The organism is Yinghuangia sp. YIM S10712, from assembly GCF_051388935.1.
In the GTDB taxonomy this organism is placed as follows: Bacteria; Actinomycetota; Actinomycetes; order Streptomycetales; family Streptomycetaceae; genus Yinghuangia.
In genome coordinates this window covers 219,125-240,224 of the sequence record NZ_JBPKBI010000007.1, presented here as the reverse complement: position 1 = coordinate 240,224, position 21,100 = coordinate 219,125, and the positions used below count along the sequence as shown (strand labels likewise).

Genomic DNA, 21,100 nt, shown 5'->3' with positions numbered 1-21,100 from the left:
GTCGCCACAACCCGCGCAGCCAGTGCCCGACCGCGTACGCCGGGATCACCGCGCTTGTCGCGAGCATCGTCGCCACCTCGTCCCGGGTGCGCGGCCCCGGGAGGATGCGGGCGGCGGCGAACTCCGCGGTGCCGAGCAACCACCCGGCCGCCGCAGCCGCCGCGAGGCGCCTTCGGCCGGCCAGTGCGGCGCCGACCGCGCCGAGGCCCGCGGCGGTGACCGCGATGTGGGCGGTTCGGCGGCCTCGGGGAGCCTCGGCCCGCGCGTACCAGTCGCGGCCGTGCAACCGGGCCATCAGGACGTCGTCGGCGTTGCCGGCCTGCGCGCGAACGCTCGCCCACCGGCCCGACGGGCGCACCGGATGCACCGTCACCCGGCGGCCGCGCTCCAGCCGCCACCCGGCCTCCCGGGTGCGCAGCGCGAGGTCGGCGTCCTCGCGGAACGCCCGGCGGAAACGCGGATCGAAGCCGCCCGTCTCGACCAGGGCGGCGCGCCGGTAGGCCATGTCGGCGGTCGCCCACGCGGCCGAGGCCAGTCCGTGTGTGCCGCGTTCCCAGTCGGTGGGCCGGCGGTCCGGCGGCAGCGGGACGTCGAGGCGGCCCTGGACCGCGCCGACGTGCGGGCCTGCGGCGGCGAGGTCGGCGACCAGGTCGGCACGCCAGGTCGCGGTCACCTCGACGTCGTCGTCGAGGAACGCGATCCACGGCACGTCGGCGGCGACCTCGCGCCAACCGGTGTTGCGGGCCGCGGCGGGGCCGCCGCCACCGGTGCTGACGACACGCGTCACCGCGCGCAGTCCGTCGGGAATGACGACCGGCAGCGGATCGGGTGTGCCCGGCCGGTCGTCCACGACCACGACCGACTCCGGACGCGGACCCGTCGCGGCGTCGAGGGCGGCCAGGCATCCCGTGAGGCTCGGGCGCCCCACCGTGGGCACGACGACGGCGTAGGGGAGGGCCGCGGGCGTGTGACGGCCGCCGGTCTTGTCCCGGGCCGCCGTGGGTTTGCCGACATCTCCGGATTGGCGGCGTGTGCGACTGTTTCGGGCAGCGGACCGATTCGCGCCGCCCTGAGGGCGCCGTTTGCGGGCGTGCCCGGGTGTCTTTCGCGGGACGGCCGGGTCCGTCCCGCCCGGGGTGTGCCCGCTGTCGGTGTCCTCCCGCGGTTCCCCCGAGGCCGCGGGGTTCGCGCCGCTCACAGCGCGTCCGCCCCGTCGCCCACCGCGGGCCTGCGGACCACGAACGGGCCGATGGCCAGCACGTCGACGGGCGCCGATCCGAAGCATTCCAAGGCGTCGCGCGGATCGTCGACCATCGGCCGACCTGCCGTGTTGAGGCTCGTGTTGACCACCACGGGCAGGCCCGTGTGCCGCTCGAACGCCGCCAACATGCGGGCCAGCAAAGGGTTTTCCGACGCGTCGACGGTCTGGATGCGGGCCGTTCCGTCGACGTGCACGACAGCGGGTATGCGCTCCCGCCACTGCGGCGCGACATCGTGAGTGAACAACATGTAGCGGCTCGGCAGCGGTCCGTCGAAAAGCTCCGACGCCCGTTCGGCCAGCACCATCGGGGCCACCGGACGGAACTGCTCGCGGCCTTTGACGTCGTTCAGGCGTTCGAGGTTCGATGCCCGGCCGGGGTGGGCGAGCAGACTGCGGTGTCCCAGCGCCCGCGGCCCGTATTCGCTGCGGCCCTGGAACCACGCGACGATCTGGTCCGCCGCCAGCGCCTGCGCAACGACGTCCGCGAGGTCGTCGGGACGCGCGAACGGAAGCCGTGCCCGGCGCAGCCACGCCTCCAACTCCGCCTCGTTCCAAGCGCGGCCCAGGTCCGCTCCGGCCATCGGCGACGTACGGTCGCCGACCTGCTCGGCGAGGTGCAGCGCGCCCCCCAGGGCGGTACCGGCGTCGCCCGCGGCGGGCTGCACCCAGACGTGGTCGAAGGGCCCCTCCTGGGCGATCCGCGAGTTGGCCACGCAGTTCAGCGCCACGCCGCCGGCCATCGACAGGTGCCGGTGTCCGGTGCGGCCGTGCAGCCAGCGGACGAGGTCGAGCAGCACGTCCTCGGTGACGGCCTGCACGGACGCGGCCAGGTCGGCGTGCTCGCGCGTCCACGGTTCATCGGGACGCCGGGCCTTCGCCAACGCGGCCAGGTCGACCGGCTCGGTGACGAACGAACCGTCCCCGGTCGAGCGCACGGCCGCACGCAACTCGCCGAGGAAACGCGGCTCGCCGTACGACGCGAGGGCCATCACCTTGAACTCGTCGCACGAGCGCAGGAACCCCAGGTGCGCGGTGACCTCCTCGTAGAACAGGCCCAGCGAGTGCGGCAGGCGCGTGCGGGCCAACACCTCGGGCGCGCCGTCCCGGTACGCCGCCGCCAGATGGCTGGTCGACTCCCCGCGGCCGTCCGCGACCAGCACGCTGCCGTCGCGGTAGGGCAACGGTGCCGCGAGTGCGGCGGACGCGGCGTGTGCGATGTGGTGCGGCACGAAGCGCAGTGCCGCGGAGTCCACGCCCGGCAGCGCGTCGGCGACGAAGCCGGGAGCCTCGCCGACGTACATCCGGCGCAGGTGGTCCCACGGGTCGTCGAGCCCGAGTTCGGCGGCGGGCGCGGTCAAGGCCGGGTCGAACGAATACGTCACGAAGTCGATGTCCTCCGGACGCAGCTCCGCATGCTCCAGGCACCAGGCCGCCGATCTCTCCGGCAGCTCCCACGCCGAGAACGGGACCGGGCGTTTGCCGTGCTTGCGCCGCGAGAACCGCTCCTCCTCGGCGGCGGCGACGATTTCTCCGTCGACGACGAGGGCGGCTGCGGGGTCATGGAACACGGCATTGAGGCCGAGAATGCGCATGTGACGGCTCTTCCGATCGTCGGGTGCGGCGGTGTCGGCCGACGCGAATGGAGCAAGGCGCGGTTTGCCGATAACGAGGCACTTAAACGTTCACGACCCACGTAATATCGAACGCATGTTCGATAAACTGGGCTGGTTGGGCCCTGCGCTTGAGGGCACCTGGCCGTGTGGGAGCCGTGGTCACGCGGCGACCCGCGCGCCGCCTGGCGCAGCCCGTACGGCAGCGCACGGGCACGCCGCCCGCGACCGAGTGCGCTGCGCCGAACGGGCGATGCGCGCGGCCAACGAAAACGCGGTGCGCACGCGAGTGCGCGAACAGCGACCGCGACAACGACGGCCGACCCGCCGAGTAAGCGCCTGCGACCCGGGCAGCGGCGCAACGTACCGGCTCCGGGACCGGTGACACGACGACGGCCCCGCCCGGCCGCGCCGCCAGGGCGGGGGCACCGACGGAGGAAACCCATGACACGCAGCGCCGACGCCCACGACGCCACACCGCCCGTCACCGTGGTGATCGCCACGCGAAACCGCCGCGACGCGCTGTGCGCCACACTCGACCGGCTCAACCGGCTGCCCGGCCGACCACCGGTCATCGTCGTCGACAACGCCTCCACCGACGGCAGCGCCGAAGCCGTCGCGAGACTCCACCCGGGCGTCCGCGTCCTCCGCCACCGCCGCAACACCGGCGCGGCCGCCCGCAACCTCGGCGTCGCCGCGGCCCGCACTCCGTACGTCGCCTTCAGCGACGACGACTCCTGGTGGGCACCCGACGCACTCGCCGAGGCGACCCGCATCCTTGCCGCGCACCCGACAACGGCCCTGGTCGCGGCCCGCCTCCTCGTAGGCCCCGACGACCGGCCCGACCCTGTCGACGAGCTGCTCGCCCACAGCCCGCTCCGCCGCCTCCCGGGCACGCCGGGGCCCGCGGTCCTGGGGTTCCTGGCCTGCGCCGCGGTCGTGCGACGCGACGCGTACCTGCGCGTCGGCGGCTTCGAACCGCTGCTGCTCATCGGCGGCGAGGAACAGATGCTCGCCTGGGACCTCGCCGCCTGCGGCTGGAACCTCGCCTACACCCCGTCCGTCGTCGCGCACCACCACCCCTTCCCGGTCCGCGACCCCGCGGCACGCCGCGCCCGCCAGGCCCGCAACTCGGTCCTGGTCCGGATCATGCGCAGGCCCGTCGGCGAGGCGCTGTCGGAGTGGCTGGCCCTGGTCCTGCGCGCACCCGGCGACAGTGCCGCCCGGCGTGCCGCGCTGTCGGTGCTGGGGGCCCTCCCGGCGGCGATCGCGAAGCGGAGGCGCCTGCCCGACGCGGTGCTGCGCGACATCGCACTCGTCGAGCGGGCCTCGCGCACCGCCGAAGCCGTTCAAGCAGCCGACGCCGACGCCGACGCCGAAACCGACACCGCCGGTGCCGTCCCGGACGTGCGACTCACCGAACGCGCCGACGCGGGGCAACCCGGGTCGGCGTCCGAGGCGGCTGCGGCAGTCTCGTCCGCGCCGTGGCCCGAGGCACGCCATGGCTGAGCCGTCCGTGCAGGGAAAACGACGACCGAGGCCGTCGAGGACGCGGAAGCCGCCGGGACACGCGCCCGACCCCCGCGTCACCGTCGTCGTCATCACCCACAACCGCCGCGACGAACTGCTGCGCACCCTCGACCGCCTCGGGCGCCTGCCCGAGGCGCCGGCGGTCGCCGTGGTCGACAACGCGTCCCGCGACGGCACCGCGGACGCCGTCCGGTCGGCCTGCCCCGAGGTCGCGCTGACCGTCCTCGGGCGCAATCTGGGAGCCGTCGGCCGCAACATCGCCGCGCGCTCGGTGACCACGCCGTACATCGCCTTCTGCGACGACGACGTGTGGTGGGCCCCCGGCGCGCTGGCCCGGGCCGCCGATCTCCTCGACGCCCACCCGGAGGTGGCCACCGTGACCGGCCGCGTCATCGTCGAACCGGACGGCACCGAGGACCCCATCGTCCCCGAGCTGCGGAACTCGCCGGTCCCGCCGCCGCCCGGACGGCCGTTGCCCGGGCCCGTGCTCGGCAGCATCCTCGCGGGCGCGTCGATGGTCCGGGCCGACGCCTTCCGCGCGGTGGGCGGGTTCTCGCCGCGCCTCGTGCTCGGCGGCGAGGAGGAGCTGCTGTCCGCCGACCTGCTCGCCCACGGGTACGCCCTGCTCTACGCGAACGACGTCGAGGTCCACCACCAGGCCTCGCCCCTGCGCGACCCCTCCGCGCGCCGCCGCGCCGGAATCCGCAACACCCTGTGGTCCACGTGGCTGCGCCGGCCGTTGCCCCGGGCGGTCCGCCGCACGCTCGACCTCGCGCGGACCGTGCCGCGCGACCGCGTGTCGCTGGCGGCTTTCGCCGACGCCGCCCGTGGCATGCCGGGCGTCCTGCGCGCCCGGCGCGTGCTGCCCCGGCACGCCGAGCAGGCACTGCGAACCCTGGACGCCCGCCAACTCCACGGGCCGGCGCGGCGGTACGTCGGCTGATCCGGGCACGGGTGCCGTACGCTTCGGCGCCATCCACCGATCCGGTTCCGACAGGTCGGCCTCAATGAAGCCCGGGGAACCGCGTGCCGGTCGCGTCGGCGCCCAGCTCCGCGATCAACCGGTCGATGAGCAGCGGGCGGGGGCGGTCGCCGTGCGCGATGCTCTGCGCGCGGCGGTGGGCCTGCGGAGACCGGCACCACGTCCACAGGCGGGTGAGTCGTTCGTCGTCCGCCTGTTCGGCCGCAAGCAGCGCGGGCCAGTCGAGGACGCGGGCCTGCGCGGAGACCTTCGCGCCGCCGACGACCGGATCGACGGCGAGGACCGGCACCCCGGCGTCCAGGCCGAGGACGAGGCCGTGCAGACGCGTCGTGACCACGGCGTCGGCGCGGCCGAGCACCGCCCGCAACTGGCCGGGCGTCGTGCACAGCCGCCAGTCGTCGGTGGCCAGGCGCGTGTCGACCGGCAGGCATGCGGCGTCCAGTCCGCCGAGCCACCGCGTGATCGTCCGCGACACCTCGGAATGGCGGCGGCGCGGGCCGTACTCGTGCTGCCCGTCGGTGAGGATGACGGCGACGACCGGGACGGCCGCGGGCCGCGGCGCCGCGAGGGACAGATCCGCCGTCGGGTCGGCGCCGGGCGCGTCCCTCGGCAGGACCGTGTGGAAGCCGGTGGCGGCGGGGTCGGCCGGGTCGGGCACGGACACGCCGACCGCGATCCGCCGGCAGCCGGCGAAGCGCGCGTGCAACTGCGCCAGCGGTGCCGCGACGCCGGGGGCCGGCTCGTGCGCGTGCACCGGCCCGCACGCGAAGACGACGTGGCTGTAGAGCGACGGATCGGCGTCCTCAAGCCGCAGACCGGCCGGGCGGAATCCGGGCGACCAGGCGGTGTCGTGCGGGATCGCGTGGGCGCGCAACGCCGCTTCCACCGCCTGGCCGGCCAGGATGTCGCCTGCGGTCGCCTCGCCGTGCCGGAAGCTGTACCAGCCGGTGACCAGGACGCGGGTCGCCGCGGACGCCATGCGCCGGTGTGCTCCGGGTCGTCGGGTCAGGCCGCACCGCGCACGCCGGGCTGGTCGGCGAACCACGCGATCGTCGTGCCCAGGCCGTCACGCCAGTGCACCCGCGGTTCCCAGCCCAGCAGTTCGCGGGCCAGGGTGATGTCGGGGCGCCGCGTGGTCGGGTCGTCGACCGGCCGCTCGCCGAATTCGATCGGCGAGGCCGAACCGGTCAGGTCGACGATGCGGCGGGCCAGCTCCAGGACGCTCATCTCGTCCGGATTGCCGATGTTGACCGGCCCGGAGTGCTCGGACCGCGCCAAGCTGAGCACGCCCGCCACCGTGTCGTCGACGTAGCAGATCGAACGCGTCTGCGAGCCGTCGCCGTGCACCTTCAGCGGCTCGCCGCGCAGGGCGGCACACACGAACGCCGGGATCGCGCGCCCGTCGTCCGGGCGGGTCCGAGGGCCGTAGGTGTTGAAGATCCGCACGATGCCGGTGTCCAGGCCGCGCGCGTGCCGGTACGCGGTGACCAGCGCCTCGGAGAACCGCTTGGCCTCGTCGTACACGCCGCGCGGGCCGATCGGGTTGACGTTGCCCCAGTAGGTCTCCGGCTGCGGGTGCAGAAGCGGATCCCCGTACACCTCGGACGTCGACGCGAGGACGAACCGCGCGTTCTTCTCCGCGGCGAGCCCCAGGGCGTGCAGTGTGCCCAGGCTGCCGACCTTGAGCGTGTGGATCGGGTATTCGAGGTAGTCGCGCGGCGAGGCCGGGGACGCGAAGTGCAGAACCAGGTCGACGTCGCCCGGCACGTGCACGAACTCGCTCAGGTCGCAGCGGACCAGGTGGAAGTCGGGGCGCGGGAGGAGATGCGCCACGTTGGCTGGCGTGCCGGTGAGGAAGTTGTCGAGGCAGACCACCTCGGTGCCGTCGTCGAGCAGGCGTTCGCACAGGTGGGAGCCGAGGAATCCCGCGCCCCCAGTCACGACCGCGCGGCGAAACCGGCGGGCGCCCGGCGAGCCGCCGGGCCGGGAGAGGGGTGCGCGCGGACCGGTCGCGTCCGGGCGGAGGGCGTCGGGGCGGGCGTTGTCCGGGGACATGGTTCCTCCTCGGCCGGCAAACGGGAGATTGCCGATCAACGGGGCTCAAGCGGCAACTCGGGCTACCCACACGCAAACTCGGCAAACACGACGCCGGACCGCCGGTGGCAAGGTGTCACCAGGTCATTGCGGACTGCCGCTGCCGTCCTCGCGCAGGGAGGTCAGGCCGACCACGGCCAGCAGATAGCCGACCTGGTCCGACACCGCCGTGATGTCGAACGAGGCCCCTTGCTCGGCGCACGCGTTGCGGGCGGCCACGAGGGCGCGCAGCCCCGACGAGTCGCAGAAGCCGACGCCGGACATGTCGACGTGCAGCGATGAGGAGCCGGTGGCCAGGGCATCGAGGAGCGCCGCGCGGAACCGCTCCGCGTTGGCGATGTCGATCTCGCCGACCGCGGTCACCACGGCCGCGTGGGGGCTCCTCGTCGTCGTCAGGGACAGTGTGGGCTCTTCGTCCGGGATCACGCCCCTACCCTAGGCGCGCCCCCCGCGGCGCTGCGAGGGGAGGGGCTGCCCGGAGCGGGCCCGGCGGGTGTGGCGTTTGGTGCCCGAGTGCCGTGGTACCCGGGAAGAGGGCCAGGCCGGTGGGACCGGCCCGTCCGGGGGCGGCCCCGCAGCCGCCCGGCCGGCGGCACACACGGTGTGCCGGCCGCGCCGCCTGAAGCAGCCGGGTGTGGCGCGGCCCCGTTTCCGGGAACCGTACGCGGAGCCCCGTCGGCCGATACGTCGATGAATCAACGTATATCCACGTATACATAGCGCCGCGTCACCGTGGCTTTCGCGACCGCGAAGGAGCCCCACCATGTCGGCCACCGCCCGTCTCGTCCGGAACGCGCCTCCGTCTCTCCCGGCCCGCACCGACACGGGCGCTGGGGCGGCTCCGCTGGTCGAGCGCGAGGTGATGCGGCGGATGAGCCGGACCGAGGTGCGGGCGCACACCGACCGGATGCTGCGGCGGCTGGCCCGGCTCGACGAGGGCACCGACGAGTACAGCAGGACCCGCGCGACGCTGATCGAGCTCAACACCGGCCTTGTACGGCACATCGTGCGCGGCTTCGGGCGCCGCCCGGAGAACTTCGAGGACATCTACCAGACCGGCGTGGTGGGCCTGATCAAGGCGATCGACCGGTACGACCCGTCGCGCGGCGTCGAGTTCGTCGCCTTCGCGACGCCGACGATCACCGGCGAGATCAAGCGCTTCTTCCGCGACACCGCGTGGGCGGTCCACGTCTCGCGCGGACGTCAGGAGCTGTTCCTCGCCGTGGTCAAGACCGGCGACCGGCTCCAGGCTGAGCTGGGGCGCGACGCCACGGCCGAGGAGATCGCCGAGTGCCTCGGGGTCACCACCGAGGAAGTCGGCGAGGGACGCGACGCGGGCCGCGCCTACCTCGTCGACTCGCTCGACGCCCCCACGGCCACGGAGGACCGGCAGTCGGGCTCGCGCGGCGACCTGATCGGCGCGGAGGACCCGGAGCTCGCCCTGGTCGACTTCCGCGCCTCCGTCACGCCGCTGATCCGCTCGTTGCCGGAACGCGAACAGCTCATTCTGCGATGGCGGTTCTGGGACGACCTGACGCAACGACAGATCGGCGAACGCCTCGGTCTGTCGCAGATGCACATCTCCCGGCTCCTGACCGGGATCCTGGTGCGCCTGCGGGAGCATTTGGAGACCGACTCGGGAGGTCCGTCCCGGGCACGGTGACCCGCGCGTCGACCCGAGGCGCATCTGCGGGCCCGGCATCGGACGGCCCGATCTCCGGGCTCTCGCCGGTCGGCGGCCGTGCGCTGTCGGGCTCCGTTTCCGCCTGGTTCCGTTTGCGTCCGGTCAGCGGGCCTGTTTCGCAGGGTCGAGCTCCAGCAGTCGGGACCGGTGGACCTCCAGGCCCGCCGCGTGTTCCACCAGCCGGGTCCGCACGTGGGGCCGGGCGATCGCGAGGAGGCAGACGTCGAACGCGTGCAGGACACCGGCCTGTAGGACGCGCTCGTCGATTTCATCGGCCGCCCAGCGCCCCAAGAGGTGCAGGAAGACCGTCCCCGCGTGCTGCACCAGCAGATCCGGTGCCAGGTCGGTGCGCAGCGCGCCCGACCGCATCGCCGCGTCGATCGACTGCGCCACCGCCCGGCGGCCGTGCCAGCCCTGGGCAAGCCGCCGGTACAGCGCCGCGTCGGCGACGATCGCCGCCACGACCGCCTTCGGCACGTGGCGCGTCGTCGCGGCGACCGAGACGGCCACGGCCTCCCAGATCCGCTCGATCGGGTCGGTGGCCTCGACGCCCTCCGCCGCCGCGTCCATCGCGTCGAACGACTGCTGCACCAGCGCGGCGATGAGGCCCTGTTTGTCGCCGAACAGGTTGTAGAGCGTGCGGACGCTCACTTCCGCCTCGTCGGCAAGGCGCCGCATCGACAGCTCCTCCAGCCCGTGGCGTTCCACGAACGACCGTGCGGCGTCGAGGACATGCCTGCTGTTGCGGGTCCGGACCCGGACATTCGGCACGGGCGGGCGAGCCGCCGGCGACTGCTGAGCGACCTTGGGCATGGAGGCATCGTACGCAGCCGTCCGCACTTATTGCCACGCAGTACTACATCTGCAACAGTGTGCAATCCGCGCCCGCGGCGATATGCCGACGCGCCGGAGTCGGAACCGCGATGGAGGACGAAGCGATGGACCTGCGAACGGTGGCGGACAAGATCGAGATCGCGGAGCTGCTCGCGCGCTACGCACGCGGTGTCGACAGGAAGGAATGGGAGCTGTGGAGGTCGGTGTTCACCCCCGACGCCCAGCTCGACTACAGCTCCGTCACCGGCATCGTCGGCTCGCGCGACGAGGTCATCAAGATCCTGGAGCAGGCGTTGGGCACGACGCCCATGACGCAGCACTTCATCTCGAACATCGAGGTCGAGGTCGACGGCGACCGCGCCAAGGCCACGGCGATGTTCTACAACCCGATGCTGCTGCCGAACATGACCGAGCAGAGCTACTGCGGCGGCTATTACCGCCACGACCTGGTACGGACCCCCGACGGGTGGAGGAGCGAAAGGCTCGTCGAGGAGAACACGTGGTTCGTCAACCACCCCTCGTCCGCGAGCTGAGCCGCGCGTCATGACCGAGGAATCGCGTACGCAAGAGCTCGCCGCCGACCGGGACGGCACCCGCAGGTTCGACGGCAAGACCGCCCTCGTCACGGGCGCCGGATCGGGCATGGGCAGGGCGATCACGCTCCGGCTCGCCCGGGAGGGCGCCCGCGTGCTGGCGGTGGACATCGACGCCGACCGGCTCGACGAGACCCGGAAACTCGGCGGCGGCACCGTTTCCGTCCACCGCGCCGACATCAGCGACCCGGCCGCGTGCGCCGCAGCGGTCGCCGCCTGCGTCGACGAATTCGGCAGCCTGGACGTGCTGGGCAACGTCGCCGGGATCTATGTGGCGTCGCACGCCACCGACCTGACGGTCGACCAGTACCGGCGCGTGATGGGCGTCAACCTGGACGGCTGCTTCTTCCTCGCCCAGGCGGCACTGCCGCACCTGCTGCGCAGTCACGGCAACATCGTCAACATCGCCTCCAACGCCGGGTTGCAGGGCATTCCGTACTCCGTCGCCTACGCCATGAGCAAGGGCGGCGTCATCCAGATGACGCGGGCACTCGCCGTCGAATACCTCAAGACGGGCCTGCGCGTGAACGCCATAGCCCCCGCGGGCACCAACACCAACATCGCGGCCACGACGCAGTTCCCACCCGACCTCGACCCGGACCTCGCCCGCCGCATGGGCGGTCTGCGCGGCCTGGCCGAACCCGAGGAGGTAGCCGCGCTGTTCGCCTTCCTGGCCTCCGCGGAGGCACGGTCGATCACCGGTTCCGTCTACACGCTCGACAACGGACTCACCGCGAGCTGACGGAACGAGCAGGCCCCGAGGGGCACCGTCGTGCAGGCGGTGCCCCTCGACCGCGGCAGGCCGCCGCCAGGTTCGGCGTCTCGCCGGCGCATCGCGGAACAGCCGTTCTCCATAAATTTTTTGGCGTCGTGTCAGATGCGATTCGCGGCGCCGCACTCCCGTGTGTCGGCAGCGCCCGCCGAGCGAGGGGGAGGACTCGGGGAGGAGGCCTGATCGCGGCCGAGTGTGCCGGACCGGCCTTGACTCCCTTGACGGAGCAAGGCCGGGCGGCTGGTCACTGCCGGCCGTGGAAGACCAGGCCGTAGAGCTTCGTGACGTCGATCCGGACGATCATCCGGTGGTCGCGGATCATTTTCTCGTCGAACGCGGGCCGCTCCTGCTCGCCGTTGAAGACCCGGTCCACGGAGTAGAGTTCGTCGATCGCCGGCTCGCCGGGAACCTTCGCCTCACCGAGGCTCACGGTGCCTTCGGCGACGGTGAAGTTGAAGAAGTCGCGCCCGGCGACGTGCAACACCGCGCGGGGGTCGCGCAGCAGGTTGCGGCCCTTGGCGCGGACCGTCGTCGTCGATATGCGGATGATGCGCGAGCCGTCGGGGCCGGTCTCGGGGACGTAGTACACGTTCGACAGGTGCGGCAGGCCGTCGCGGCCGATCGTCGCCAGTACGCCCTCGCGGGCGCCGGCGACCATCTCCCACAGCGCTTCCTGGGAGGGGGGCTTCACCGCTGCCGCCGGTTGTCGCGGGTTGTGCTGTTGCGCATGTCTGCTCCGTCTCCTGGCGCACCGGGCGGGCCTCCGGTGCGGTCGTACTTTTTTAGGCGTGTGACTAAGAAGTGTGTCGCCGTATGCCTAACAGGCCGAGGCCATGCCGGTCAAGGCGGGTACAGTGACCGCGTGCCTCCCATCAGTGCCCCCTTCGGCCCCCGCACGCGACCTCGACAGGGCGCGACGCCATGACCGTGTCGCCGCCTGCCGGAACCAAGGGGGCCCGGACCCGTGAGACGCTGCTCGACGCCGCCACGCGGCTGATGCTGGAAGAGGGCTACACCGCGGTCAGCACCCGCAAGGTCGCCGCCAAGGCTGGAGTCAACCACGCACTCGTCTACTACTACTTCCAGACCATGGACGAGCTGCTCCTCGCCGTCTTCCGGCGCGGCGCCGAGACGAACATTCGGCGGCTGGAGCGCGCGCTGGCCGCCGACAACCCGCTGCGCGGGCTCTGGGAGGTCGTCAGCGCACCCCACGACTCCGCACTGACCGTCGAGTTCATGGCCCTGGCCAACCACCGCGAGGTCATCCGCGAAGAACTCGCGACGTACTCGCGGCGTTTCCGGCGCGTGCAGCAGGACGCCCTGGCAGACATCCTGCGCGCGTACGGCATCGACACCGGCGGGCTCTCCCCGGCCGCGCTGACGGTTTTGATCGGCGGCCTGCCCCGGATCCTGGCGATGGACGACACACTCGGCCTCACGGACGGCCACGAAGAAGTGCTCGCGCTGATCGAGACCTACTTGGCCCGCTTCGACCGGGCGCCGGCCGCGCGCGACGACGCCTCCGGCGCGGGTGATGCGCCGGCATCGGATTGATCGGATTCGCCCCACAGGTGGAGCGGGTCGCGGCGGTGACGAACGGCTCGTCTGCGGGGGGACTTCGACGTGTGCTGATCAGACTGCCTCGGTGCGGGTCGCCGCCGCGGCGGTTGTGAGCAACGCGCTGATGCTGCCCACGAATTCGGGGAGCAGGCGGACTGCCACGGCCCAGGCGTCGGGGTTCGTGCCGAGCCTGGCGCGGAACAGGTCCCGGGTAGAGGGGTGCGCGGTTGCCGTCTTCCAGCGGATGCGTCGGTCGCGAAACCCGTCGCCCACGAGGAGATCCAGTGTCGCGACGGCCGGTTGTGCGTGGGCGAGGACGTCCACGGGTGTGAGCCGTCCTTGCGCCAATGCATCGTCCAGCCAGGGGGATTGGACGGTGGCGGTGGACACTCCCACTGCCAGCAGGTCGAGCAGCAGCGGGCGCGGGCAGTCGGGTTGCTCGGCCAGGGACACGTGCAGTGCGCGGGGGAAGGGGTCGGTCCGGTGTGAGCGGAGCAGTGCGTCCCACGGCAGCACGCAGCCCTCGGCGACGAGTTGCGCGACGTACGCGTTGTTTCCGTTGGTGTGCCGGCGCAAACGGCCTGCCAGTTTCTCCGGTGCCTCGTCGGCGGCGAGGTGGCGCCTGAGGTCGTCGAGGCCGGAGGGCCGCGCGAGGGCCTTGTCGATCAGTTCGGTGGTGGTTGCCGGGAACGAGGCGGCGTCCAGGACGCGTCGTGCCGCGGTGCGGCCGTGTCGCTCCCATACGGCAATGACGAGACGCAACCGGCCGCCGTCGCTGCGGAGTTCGAGGCGGCTGACGATCGCCTCGGCGACGCCCGGGTCGCCGGAGGTGAGGGCCGGGGGGAGCAGGCGCCGGAGGCGACGCGTGTCGGTGGTCCACAGCAGGTCCAGCAAGGCGGCGCCGACCCGTGTTCGGCTGCCGTCGCGTCGCATGCCTGACAGCATCCGGCGGCGTTCGTTGTCGTCGAGGCGGGGGTTGACGAAGAGGCGCGCGTCCACCCGGGGGTCGTCCAGGTCCAGGAGACGACGGAGTTCGACGCCGGTGAGGTCGGGGCGGCGGGCGCGTTCTTCGGGAGGCAGTGCTTGGTGGTCCCGGTCCGGTACCGGCCCGGTGAGGACGCGCGGTGTGTCGGCCCGCGGATCGGGCCGTGGTGGTTTGGCGTCGGCGCCGTCGACCGCGTCGGTCGGCGCGAAATACCCGCGGCCGAGGCGGGCGACGAGTGTGGGCGTCAAGTCAGGCCCGGCGAAGCCGAAGACGACGCCGGCAAGTTGCGGCGAGATGCGGTCCATGCCAGGGGTCGCTCCTGTCGGCGTGCAGGTCAGACCAGCTCGCGAAGTGCCGTGATTGCTTTGGCTGTCGCGTCCGGATTGCGCTCGTAGTAGGTGGAATGGCTGGACCGGTCGAGGAAATCGGTGTACGTGGCCGCGGCGCCTTCGACACTGCACCGGTCGGGGCCGACCGCCTCGCGGATGACGACGATGCCGTCCGTGAGTGCGATGGAGTGGTCGCGCAGGTATTCCTGGACGGCTTCCATTCCCTCCCGGCGTGCCAGCTCCCGGCACACCTCGATGCGGGGGGCGAGCAGCCGCGCACGCCATGTGTAGCCGTCGGTCGGCGGGATGGCCGCGCATTCGGCGAACGTCGCTTCCAAAGCGGTCAGCAGCCGCTCGTGCAGCCCTTCGACCGTTTCGTGGATGTCCGGGTAGTCCTTGCGGAACTCGTCGGCGTCGACGTTCTCGGCCTCAAGGAGGTCGGGAGTGACGCGGCGGCCGGTCCATCCGGTGTCGCTCGCGACCAGAGTCTCCATCAGCACGGACGCGCGCAGGGGGGTCGACTCGGCCAGCAGGACCGCGTCGTAGAGGTCCTTGCCCTGGGGGTAGATGTCGCTCATCAGCCACAGCAGCTTCCACGCGAGAGACAACTCCGGTGTGGCGGCGAGAAGTTGGTGCGCGCCCTGTTGGTTCCAGCGTGGGACGTGTGTCAGTTCGGGCGTGGTGGGGAGCTGCTCCTCGAAGACGAAGTCGAGTTGCACCGATCCGGACGGCAACCCCTCTGCATGCCATGGCAGGACGAGCCGCCGGCCCGGCACCCGGTCGTAGGTCCAGATCTCGTCGCGGAGCGCGCCGGCGGCGTCGATTCGGACATGGTCCGCGCCCTCGGACGCAGCTTCGGCGGTGCTTGCCAGCTCGTCCAACATGCGCTCGGTACGCGGCTCCTCCATGGCCCAGGTGGCGGGCACCACCACGAAGTCGAGGTCTCCGGGCTCGCGGGCGGCCGGTCCGTACCAGGCCCGCAACAGCACGCTGCCGCGCAGCACGAGGTGATCGGCCCAGCGCGACGAGGCGATCGCCGCGAGGACGTGGTCCACGGCGCGGCGGCGCGCGTCGTGCCAGAGCGCGGCCGTGTCGGGGGAGGAGAACTGCGGTTCGCCGGCGCGCACGGCCTTGCCGTAGTCCTTCAGCGAGGGGTCGAACACCGGGTGCTGTACGACGCCTTCACCGGACACCACGGTCAGCGAAGCGGGCAGTTCGGCTTCTTCGCGCTCTGCCGCCGTGAGCGGGCCGTGCGGGACCACGGTTGTCACCGGCCACGGACCCCAACCGAATTCGTCCCATGTGGCGGGTTGCTCCTCGGTGCTCATATGCGGTCGCCTTTCTCGTCGATCCAGCCGTGGTCGAGTGTCCGGTCGTCGTCGAAGACGACGAATTCGCGTTCGCGGGACAGGATGTGGTGGCCCAGGCGGTGCAACTCACGTACCAGAACGTCGAGTCTGCCCGCCGCGCTCACGTTGCCGACGCGGCGGCAGCGTTGCGTCACAAAGCGTTCCTGGTGTCCGTCGGGGCGGCGGCGCCGGGCGTTGTGGGACAGGTGCGCGGTGTGCCGCACGGCAAGGGCGGCCAACTGCCCTGTGTCGCAGCCAGGTTCGAGTAGCAACTTGACGTGGTGCTCGAAGTAGTAGTCGGAGCCCAAAGCGGCGGCCTCCGTATCCGTGGCCGGGACGCCGTCATGCCACGGCGCCGCCTCGACCTTGACGCGCACCGCGTGGAAGCCGTGAGCGCGCGCGGCATGCACGAGGTCCCGGGCCGTCTGTCGGGCGGCGTTCAGGGTGGTGGTCGCCCGCAACGTCAGCATGGGCTGCGACACCGTGTGGCCCCGTGCCAGGACGATGTGGGTCATTCCGGCCCCGCGCGTCCGCCCCCACGCGGCCAGCGCGTCGATCTCCGCGCCGGCGCAGCGGAAGGTGACGTGGGTCTCGAACTCCCCTCGGACATGCCCGGGGAACACAGGGGTGGAATGGGTCGACACGCGGCCGATGATGCCAGCGCCCGCCGACACCGTGGCAGCGGCTTTCGGTGTGCGGATACCGCCCCTTCGCCGATCGTCGCGGCCATCAAGCCAACTAAGTTCGACCGCAGGGAAATTGGTTGTGTCCGCGAGGCAACTCCCCTGCTGTGCCGGGTGGTCTCTTTCTCGGGACACCGTGCCGGGAACGCGCCACGGGGGTTCCGGGACAGGAGAGGCAGACATGATCGAACGCAGGCCAAGAGGCCGCCGATTGGCGGCTGCGGCCGTTGCGGGGGCACTGCTCGCCACCGGGACGGCAGGCACCGGCGGGGCATTTGCCGCACCGGGGAACGGCGGTGAGGGAAACGGAAGTTCGGCACGCCCCGGCACGCCGGGAGGCGCCCCGGCAGCTCGGACGACGGTCACCTTGATCACGGGTGACGTGGTGACCGTCGACACCTTCCCCGACGGCACCCGGGCGGTCACGCCCGAGCCCGGCCCCGGACGTACCGACGTATCGTTCCTGCGCTGGAGCAGGAACGGCGCCGTGACCGTCGTGCCGTCGGACGCCCTGGGGCTGCTCGACCGCGGGGTGCTGGACCCGGCTCTTTTCGATGTCACCGGGCTGATCAGCCAGGGCTACGACGACCGCAGCACGTCGGTGCTGCCGCTGATCGTCCGGTACGCCGCCGCCCCGGCACCGAACGCGACCGACACGAGCGGCGCGCGTGCCACGGTGTCCGCCGCCGCGACGGCCGGCCGCGAACTGCCGAGTATCCAGGGCCAGGCAGTCGCCGAACGCAAGGCGGACGCCGCCGAGTTCTGGCGTTCCGTCGCCGCCCCGGCGCCCGGTGCCCGGCTCGCCCCCGGCGCGGCACCGGACGCCCTCACCCCCGGTGTCGCGAAGATCTGGCTCGACGGCCGCGTGCAGGCGTCGCTGGATCAGAGCGTCCCGCAGGTGGGCGCGCCCGAAGCGTGGCGCGGCGGTTGGACCGGTGCGGGCGTGCGCACGGCCGTGCTGGACACCGGCATCGACCCGGGGCACCCCGACCTGACGGACGCCGTCGTGGGCGCCGCGGACTTCACCGGAAACCCGCACGGCACCGTCGACGGATCCGGCCACGGCACGCACGTCGCCTCGATCATCACCGGCAGCGGCGCCGCGTCCGCAGGCCGTCTCGCCGGGGTGGCGCCCGACACGCAACTGCTGGTCGGCAAGGTGCTCGACGACTACGGAGACGGGACGTACTCGCAGATCATCGCCGGGATGGAGTGGGCCGTCGCGCAGCAGGCGCGCGTGGTCAACATGAGCCTGGGCAGCGGCCCGACCGACGGAACCGACCCGATGTCGCTGGCCGTGGACACGCTGAGCGCGTCGTCCGGCGCCCTGTTCGTGATCGCCGCGGGCAACGAAGGCGGCCCCGGCACCGTCAGCGCCCCGTCGACCGCCGCCTCGGCGCTGTCGGTCGGCGCGGTGGACGCGGACAACCGCGTCGCCGACTTCTCCAGCCGAGGCCCGCGCACCGGCGACCACGCGGTCAAGCCCGAGATCACCGCGCCCGGCGTGGCCATCGCCGCCGCCCGCGCCGCGGGCACCTCGCGCGGCGAGCCGATCGACGACCACTACACGCGTCTGGGCGGCACATCGATGGCGGCGCCGCATGTCGCGGGGGCGGCGGCCATCCTCGCGCAGCGCCACCCCGACTGGACCGGAGCGCAGCTCAAGGACGCGCTCGTCGGGACCGCCTCGCCCGGCCCCGACACGGTGTTCGACCAGGGCGCCGGCCGGGTCGACGTCGCCGCCGCCGTCGGCGGCACGGTGTCCGCGAGCCCGTCCGCGCTGTCGACGTACCTGCGCTGGCCGAGCACCGCACCGGTGGCTCGCACCGTCACCTACCGCAACGACGGCGACCAGCCGGTCGTCCTCGACCTGGCGGTGACCGCCGACCCGGGCGCGCCGCTGCGACTCGACACCCCGCGGGTCACCGTCGCGCCGCACGCGACCGCCGAGGTCACGATCACCATCGACCCGGCGGCGAGCGACACCGGCACGTACGGCGGTGTCCTCACCGCGCGGGGGCCGGACGGAACCGCACTGATACGCACCGTACTCGGCGTGTACGACGAGCCGGAGCTGTACGACCTGCGCGTCACCGCGACCGACCGCAACGGCGCCCCGCCGGCCGGCGGGGCCGTCAACGTGACGAACATCGAGACCGGCGAGTCGTTCCCGACCGAGTTCGACGCCGACGTACGCAAGGCCCGTGTCCCGCCCGGCAGTTACAGCGTGGACGCGATGATCCACACACCCGCGACCGCAGCCGGGCCCCGGAGTTGGACGATCGCGTCACAGCCCGACGTCAAGGTCACCCAGGACACGTCGGTCGCCGTCGACGCCCGTGCGGGACTGCCCGCAGGCCTCGCCCTCGACCAGGCCGGCACGACGGTCGACCACCGCCGTCTCGGCTTCACGCAGACGATCGGCGGCGTGGAAGGGGGAATCGAGGCCTACCTGTACAGCACCGACGTCGGCGCCTACGCGGTGCCCTTCAGCGTCCAGGACCGGCCGTTCTCCTACCGGTTGAGTGCCTTCCTCGGCCAAGCCGCCGCCGACGGGCAGCCCGCGCGGCGCTACAACCTGGCCGTCTCGCACGAGGGCGGCATCCCCGCCGACCCGATGCTGCCTGTGCGTACGTCCGATCTCGCGGTCGTGAACGCACGCGTGTACGGCCAGGGCGAGCCGCTGACCGGCAGCATTTCGCGCCTCGCGGGCTGGGGCGACGGCAACTTCGGCGGCTGGTTCCACGAGGTGTCGCTGCCGGGGACGTCGCGCGAGTACTTCACCGTGCAACCAGGACTGACCTGGCAGTCGGTGCTCCAGGCCGACCACTTGTACGAGACGGCTCCGGACGTGGCGTACACGACCGGGCGACCGACCACGGAGGAATGGAACAAGGCGGTCGGCACACCCCATGTGTCGCTGACGCGTTGCGGAGACGACGGGTTCGCCGTCATCGCGCCGTACAACGGGCCGATCACCGGCCACACGACCACCTGGAGCGGAGGCACCGGCCAGGTGACGTTGTCACGCAACGGCGAAGTCGTCGCCGTCTCGGACGAGCCGCGTGCGGCCTACCTCCCGGGAATGGCTCCCGAGAAGGCCACGTATGCCTTGCGCCTGGAGACGTCGCGCGACGAACCGGGCTGGCGGCTCGGCACCTCGATCGACGCCACGTGGACGTTCACCTCCGAACGCCCCGCCGACGAGTGCGTGTTCGAGCCGGTCGGGCTTCCGCTCGTCCGTGTCGACGGCCAATTCGACCTCGACAACAGCGCCCGGGCCAACCGCCCGTTCGTGCTGAACGTGCGCGTGGAACGGCCCGACGGAGCAGCGGCACAGGTGCGGCAGCTCGCCACGGAGGTGTCCTATGACGGCGGTGCCACGTGGCGCCACGCGCCGGCGATCCCGGGACCGCACGGATACACCGTGTTCACCCCTCCGTCCCCCGCCGGCGGCGACGGCTACGTGGCCGTGCGGACGAAACTCCGTGACGCGGAAGGCAACACGTTGAACCAGACCATCCTGCGTGCCTACCGCGTGAGCTGATGGACGGACCGGACCGGGGACGGCAGGGCGCCTGGTGGCCCTGTCGTCCCCGGTGGCGTTCCGCGGGGCAACCTGCCGCGACAGGGCCGAAAGGCCCTGGGAATAGCACCGATTGGTCATCCGTGCCCGCTGGGGTCCGGGTCCGGGGACGTCGACGACGCCCTGGTCCGCGAGACCCGGGTCGGCGACGTTCTCCGCCTCGGTCATCCGCATGACGGGACGGCGTTTCAACACGGGCCACACCGGTCCGTGAATGATGTGTACGTACCGCATCGGGAAAGGAACGTGTCACATGCAGCTCGACCTCACCGGTAGGACCGCCCTCGTCACCGGTTCCAGTCAGGGCATCGGACTGGCCATCGCGTCGGGGCTCGCGCGCTCCGGGGCGCGCGTCGTCGTCAACGGCCGCGACCAGGGCAAGGTGGATGCGGCGGTCGAGGAGGTGCGGGACCGCGGCGCGGCTGCCGACGTGCTGGGAATCGCCGCGGATCTCGCGAGCGACGAAGGCACGGCCGAGGTCGTCGGCCGGATTCCCGACATCGACATTCTCGTCAACAACCTCGGCATCTTCGGTGCCGAGGAACCGCTGGGGATCAGCGACGACGAGTGGCGCCGGTACTTCGAGGTGAACGTGCTCACCGCGGTTCGACTCACCCGGACCTACCTGCCGGGGATGACGGAGCGGGGTTGGGGCCGAGTGCAGTACATCGCCAGCGACTCGGCGGTCGCCATCCCCGCGGAGATGATCCACTACGGAATGTCCAAGACCGCGCTGTTGGCCGTCTCGCGCGGGTTCGCCAAGGCGGCGGCGGGGACGGGCGTCACCGTGAACTCGGTGATCGCGGGGCCCACGCACACCGGCGGGGTGGAGGAGTTCGTCTACCAGTTGGTGGACCGCGACCTGCCGTGGGACGAGGCGCAGCGTGAGTTCATGCTCCGCCACCGGCCGCAGTCGCTTCTGCAGCGGCTGATCGAGCCTGAGGAGATCGCCAACATGGTCGTCTATCTCAGCTCCGCCCAGGCGTCGGCGACCACGGGAGCGGCGGTGCGTGTCGACGGCGGCTACGTGGACGCGATCGTCCCCTGACCGCCGCGTCTGAACGGTGGCCGCCTGTCTGTCCTGCGGCGCCTGTGGCCTGCGGGGGCGGGCGCCGCGTTTCCCACCTGCGACCGAGGGCAGCGTCAGACGGTACCGGGACACCTTCGAGCGTTGATATGCGGTACGCCCGGTCGGCACGTGGCTGCCGCTGCCGCTGTGGCAGGCGTCCGAGCCATCAGCCGGGACGA

General features: G+C 72.3%; 18 protein-coding genes. 8 read left to right on the top strand and 10 right to left on the bottom strand.

Annotated features, from left to right (window positions below; translation table 11 throughout):
• Together ACRX5W_RS17590 and ACRX5W_RS17585 are read right to left on the bottom strand one after the other, a co-directional pair.
• On the bottom strand, positions 1-937 hold a 937-nt coding region (locus tag ACRX5W_RS17590; RefSeq protein ID WP_436789114.1), incomplete at its 3' end, for a glycosyltransferase family 2 protein.
• 257 nt (positions 938-1,194) lie between these two features.
• The gene (locus ACRX5W_RS17585) at positions 1,195-2,853 is read right to left on the bottom strand and encodes a carbamoyltransferase family protein (RefSeq protein ID WP_436789113.1); all 1,659 of its coding nucleotides are present in this window, start codon (positions 2,851-2,853) and stop codon (positions 1,195-1,197) included.
• Between the two features lie 462 nt (positions 2,854-3,315).
• On the opposite strand from ACRX5W_RS17585, the gene ACRX5W_RS17580 reads away from it, so the two are divergent.
• The gene (locus ACRX5W_RS17580; RefSeq protein ID WP_436789112.1) at positions 3,316-4,380 is read left to right on the top strand and encodes a glycosyltransferase family 2 protein; all 1,065 of its coding nucleotides are present in this window, start codon (positions 3,316-3,318) and stop codon (positions 4,378-4,380) included.
• Complete coding sequence (locus ACRX5W_RS17575; RefSeq protein WP_436789111.1) at positions 4,373-5,344, top strand: glycosyltransferase family 2 protein; 972 nt, start codon at positions 4,373-4,375, stop codon at positions 5,342-5,344. Before ACRX5W_RS17580 ends, ACRX5W_RS17575 begins: the two co-directional genes overlap by 8 nt.
• Before the next feature lie 61 nt (positions 5,345-5,405).
• Here the strand turns inward: ACRX5W_RS17575 and ACRX5W_RS17570 are convergent, their stop codons facing one another.
• The 3 genes from ACRX5W_RS17570 to ACRX5W_RS17560 form a co-directional block, all read right to left on the bottom strand.
• Positions 5,406-6,362, bottom strand: a complete 957-nt coding sequence (locus ACRX5W_RS17570) for a polysaccharide pyruvyl transferase family protein (protein WP_436789110.1) — start codon at positions 6,360-6,362, stop codon at positions 5,406-5,408.
• A gap of 26 nt (positions 6,363-6,388) precedes the next feature.
• Positions 6,389-7,438, bottom strand: a complete 1,050-nt coding sequence (locus ACRX5W_RS17565; RefSeq protein WP_436789109.1) for a UDP-glucuronic acid decarboxylase family protein — start codon at positions 7,436-7,438, stop codon at positions 6,389-6,391.
• A gap of 123 nt (positions 7,439-7,561) precedes the next feature.
• Positions 7,562-7,903, bottom strand: coding sequence for an STAS domain-containing protein (locus ACRX5W_RS17560; protein WP_436789108.1), 342 nt, complete (start codon positions 7,901-7,903; stop codon positions 7,562-7,564).
• Between the two features lie 337 nt (positions 7,904-8,240).
• Here ACRX5W_RS17560 and ACRX5W_RS17555 point away from each other — a divergent pair, with 337 nt between their 5' ends.
• Positions 8,241-9,140, top strand: a complete 900-nt coding sequence (locus ACRX5W_RS17555; RefSeq protein WP_436789107.1) for a SigB/SigF/SigG family RNA polymerase sigma factor — start codon at positions 8,241-8,243, stop codon at positions 9,138-9,140.
• Positions 9,141-9,263: 123 nt separating this feature from the next.
• Here the strand turns inward: ACRX5W_RS17555 and ACRX5W_RS17550 are convergent, their stop codons facing one another.
• Positions 9,264-9,974 (bottom strand): TetR/AcrR family transcriptional regulator, encoded by a 711-nt coding sequence (locus ACRX5W_RS17550; protein ID WP_436789106.1) that lies wholly within the window; start codon positions 9,972-9,974, stop codon positions 9,264-9,266.
• Positions 9,975-10,099: 125 nt separating this feature from the next.
• On the opposite strand from ACRX5W_RS17550, the gene ACRX5W_RS17545 reads away from it, so the two are divergent.
• Together ACRX5W_RS17545 and ACRX5W_RS17540 are read left to right on the top strand one after the other, a co-directional pair.
• Complete coding sequence (locus tag ACRX5W_RS17545; protein ID WP_436789105.1) at positions 10,100-10,528, top strand: nuclear transport factor 2 family protein; 429 nt, start codon at positions 10,100-10,102, stop codon at positions 10,526-10,528.
• 10 nt (positions 10,529-10,538) lie between these two features.
• Complete coding sequence (locus ACRX5W_RS17540; RefSeq protein WP_436789104.1) at positions 10,539-11,330, top strand: SDR family NAD(P)-dependent oxidoreductase; 792 nt, start codon at positions 10,539-10,541, stop codon at positions 11,328-11,330.
• A gap of 274 nt (positions 11,331-11,604) precedes the next feature.
• Here ACRX5W_RS17540 and ACRX5W_RS17535 read toward each other — a convergent pair whose 3' ends face one another.
• Positions 11,605-12,051 carry a PPOX class F420-dependent oxidoreductase gene (locus ACRX5W_RS17535; protein WP_436789103.1) on the bottom strand — a complete coding sequence of 149 codons (447 nt, stop codon included), beginning with the start codon at positions 12,049-12,051 and terminating at the stop codon, positions 11,605-11,607.
• Between the two features lie 230 nt (positions 12,052-12,281).
• Here ACRX5W_RS17535 and ACRX5W_RS17530 point away from each other — a divergent pair, with 230 nt between their 5' ends.
• Positions 12,282-12,914, top strand: coding sequence for a TetR/AcrR family transcriptional regulator (locus ACRX5W_RS17530; RefSeq protein WP_436789102.1), 633 nt, complete (start codon positions 12,282-12,284; stop codon positions 12,912-12,914).
• 78 nt (positions 12,915-12,992) lie between these two features.
• Here ACRX5W_RS17530 and ACRX5W_RS17525 read toward each other — a convergent pair whose 3' ends face one another.
• The 3 genes from ACRX5W_RS17525 to ACRX5W_RS17515 are packed head-to-tail and all read right to left on the bottom strand — an operon-like array spanning position 12,993 to position 16,227.
• Positions 12,993-14,210: a hypothetical protein gene (locus tag ACRX5W_RS17525; RefSeq protein ID WP_436789101.1), complete on the bottom strand. Its 1,218-nt coding sequence runs from the start codon at positions 14,208-14,210 to the stop codon at positions 12,993-12,995.
• Positions 14,211-14,239: 29 nt separating this feature from the next.
• The gene (locus ACRX5W_RS17520) at positions 14,240-15,562 is read right to left on the bottom strand and encodes a nucleotidyl transferase AbiEii/AbiGii toxin family protein (RefSeq protein ID WP_436789100.1); all 1,323 of its coding nucleotides are present in this window, start codon (positions 15,560-15,562) and stop codon (positions 14,240-14,242) included.
• Positions 15,559-16,227 (bottom strand): hypothetical protein, encoded by a 669-nt coding sequence (locus tag ACRX5W_RS17515; protein ID WP_436789099.1) that lies wholly within the window; start codon positions 16,225-16,227, stop codon positions 15,559-15,561. Before ACRX5W_RS17515 ends, ACRX5W_RS17520 begins: the two co-directional genes overlap by 4 nt.
• A 406-nt stretch (positions 16,228-16,633) precedes the next feature.
• Here ACRX5W_RS17515 and ACRX5W_RS17510 point away from each other — a divergent pair, with 406 nt between their 5' ends.
• Both ACRX5W_RS17510 and ACRX5W_RS17505 read left to right on the top strand, forming a co-directional pair.
• Positions 16,634-19,813 (top strand): S8 family serine peptidase, encoded by a 3,180-nt coding sequence (locus ACRX5W_RS17510; protein ID WP_436789098.1) that lies wholly within the window; start codon positions 16,634-16,636, stop codon positions 19,811-19,813.
• 292 nt (positions 19,814-20,105) lie between these two features.
• Complete coding sequence (locus ACRX5W_RS17505; RefSeq protein WP_436789097.1) at positions 20,106-20,900, top strand: SDR family NAD(P)-dependent oxidoreductase; 795 nt, start codon at positions 20,106-20,108, stop codon at positions 20,898-20,900.
• The last annotated feature ends 200 nt before the right edge of the window (positions 20,901-21,100 follow it).

What these genes read in the sequence shown, in the direction of transcription:
- ACRX5W_RS17580 (WP_436789112.1), top strand. Translation starts at nt 3,316, where the DNA reads ATGACACGCAGCGCCGACGCCCACGACGCCACACCGCCCGTCACCGTG.
- ACRX5W_RS17575 (WP_436789111.1), top strand. Translation starts at nt 4,373, where the DNA reads ATGGCTGAGCCGTCCGTGCAGGGAAAACGACGACCGAGGCCGTCGAGG.
- ACRX5W_RS17505 (WP_436789097.1), top strand. Translation starts at nt 20,106, where the DNA reads ATGCAGCTCGACCTCACCGGTAGGACCGCCCTCGTCACCGGTTCCAGT.
- ACRX5W_RS17555 (WP_436789107.1), top strand. Translation starts at nt 8,241, where the DNA reads ATGTCGGCCACCGCCCGTCTCGTCCGGAACGCGCCTCCGTCTCTCCCG.
- ACRX5W_RS17525 (WP_436789101.1), bottom strand. Translation starts at nt 14,210, where the DNA reads ATGGACCGCATCTCGCCGCAACTTGCCGGCGTCGTCTTCGGCTTCGCC.
- ACRX5W_RS17565 (WP_436789109.1), bottom strand. Translation starts at nt 7,438, where the DNA reads ATGTCCCCGGACAACGCCCGCCCCGACGCCCTCCGCCCGGACGCGACC.
- ACRX5W_RS17550 (WP_436789106.1), bottom strand. Translation starts at nt 9,974, where the DNA reads ATGCCCAAGGTCGCTCAGCAGTCGCCGGCGGCTCGCCCGCCCGTGCCG.
- ACRX5W_RS17530 (WP_436789102.1), top strand. Translation starts at nt 12,282, where the DNA reads ATGACCGTGTCGCCGCCTGCCGGAACCAAGGGGGCCCGGACCCGTGAG.
- ACRX5W_RS17585 (WP_436789113.1), bottom strand. Translation starts at nt 2,853, where the DNA reads ATGCGCATTCTCGGCCTCAATGCCGTGTTCCATGACCCCGCAGCCGCC.
- ACRX5W_RS17545 (WP_436789105.1), top strand. Translation starts at nt 10,100, where the DNA reads ATGGACCTGCGAACGGTGGCGGACAAGATCGAGATCGCGGAGCTGCTC.
- ACRX5W_RS17570 (WP_436789110.1), bottom strand. Translation starts at nt 6,362, where the DNA reads ATGGCGTCCGCGGCGACCCGCGTCCTGGTCACCGGCTGGTACAGCTTC.
- ACRX5W_RS17540 (WP_436789104.1), top strand. Translation starts at nt 10,539, where the DNA reads ATGACCGAGGAATCGCGTACGCAAGAGCTCGCCGCCGACCGGGACGGC.
- ACRX5W_RS17520 (WP_436789100.1), bottom strand. Translation starts at nt 15,562, where the DNA reads ATGAGCACCGAGGAGCAACCCGCCACATGGGACGAATTCGGTTGGGGT.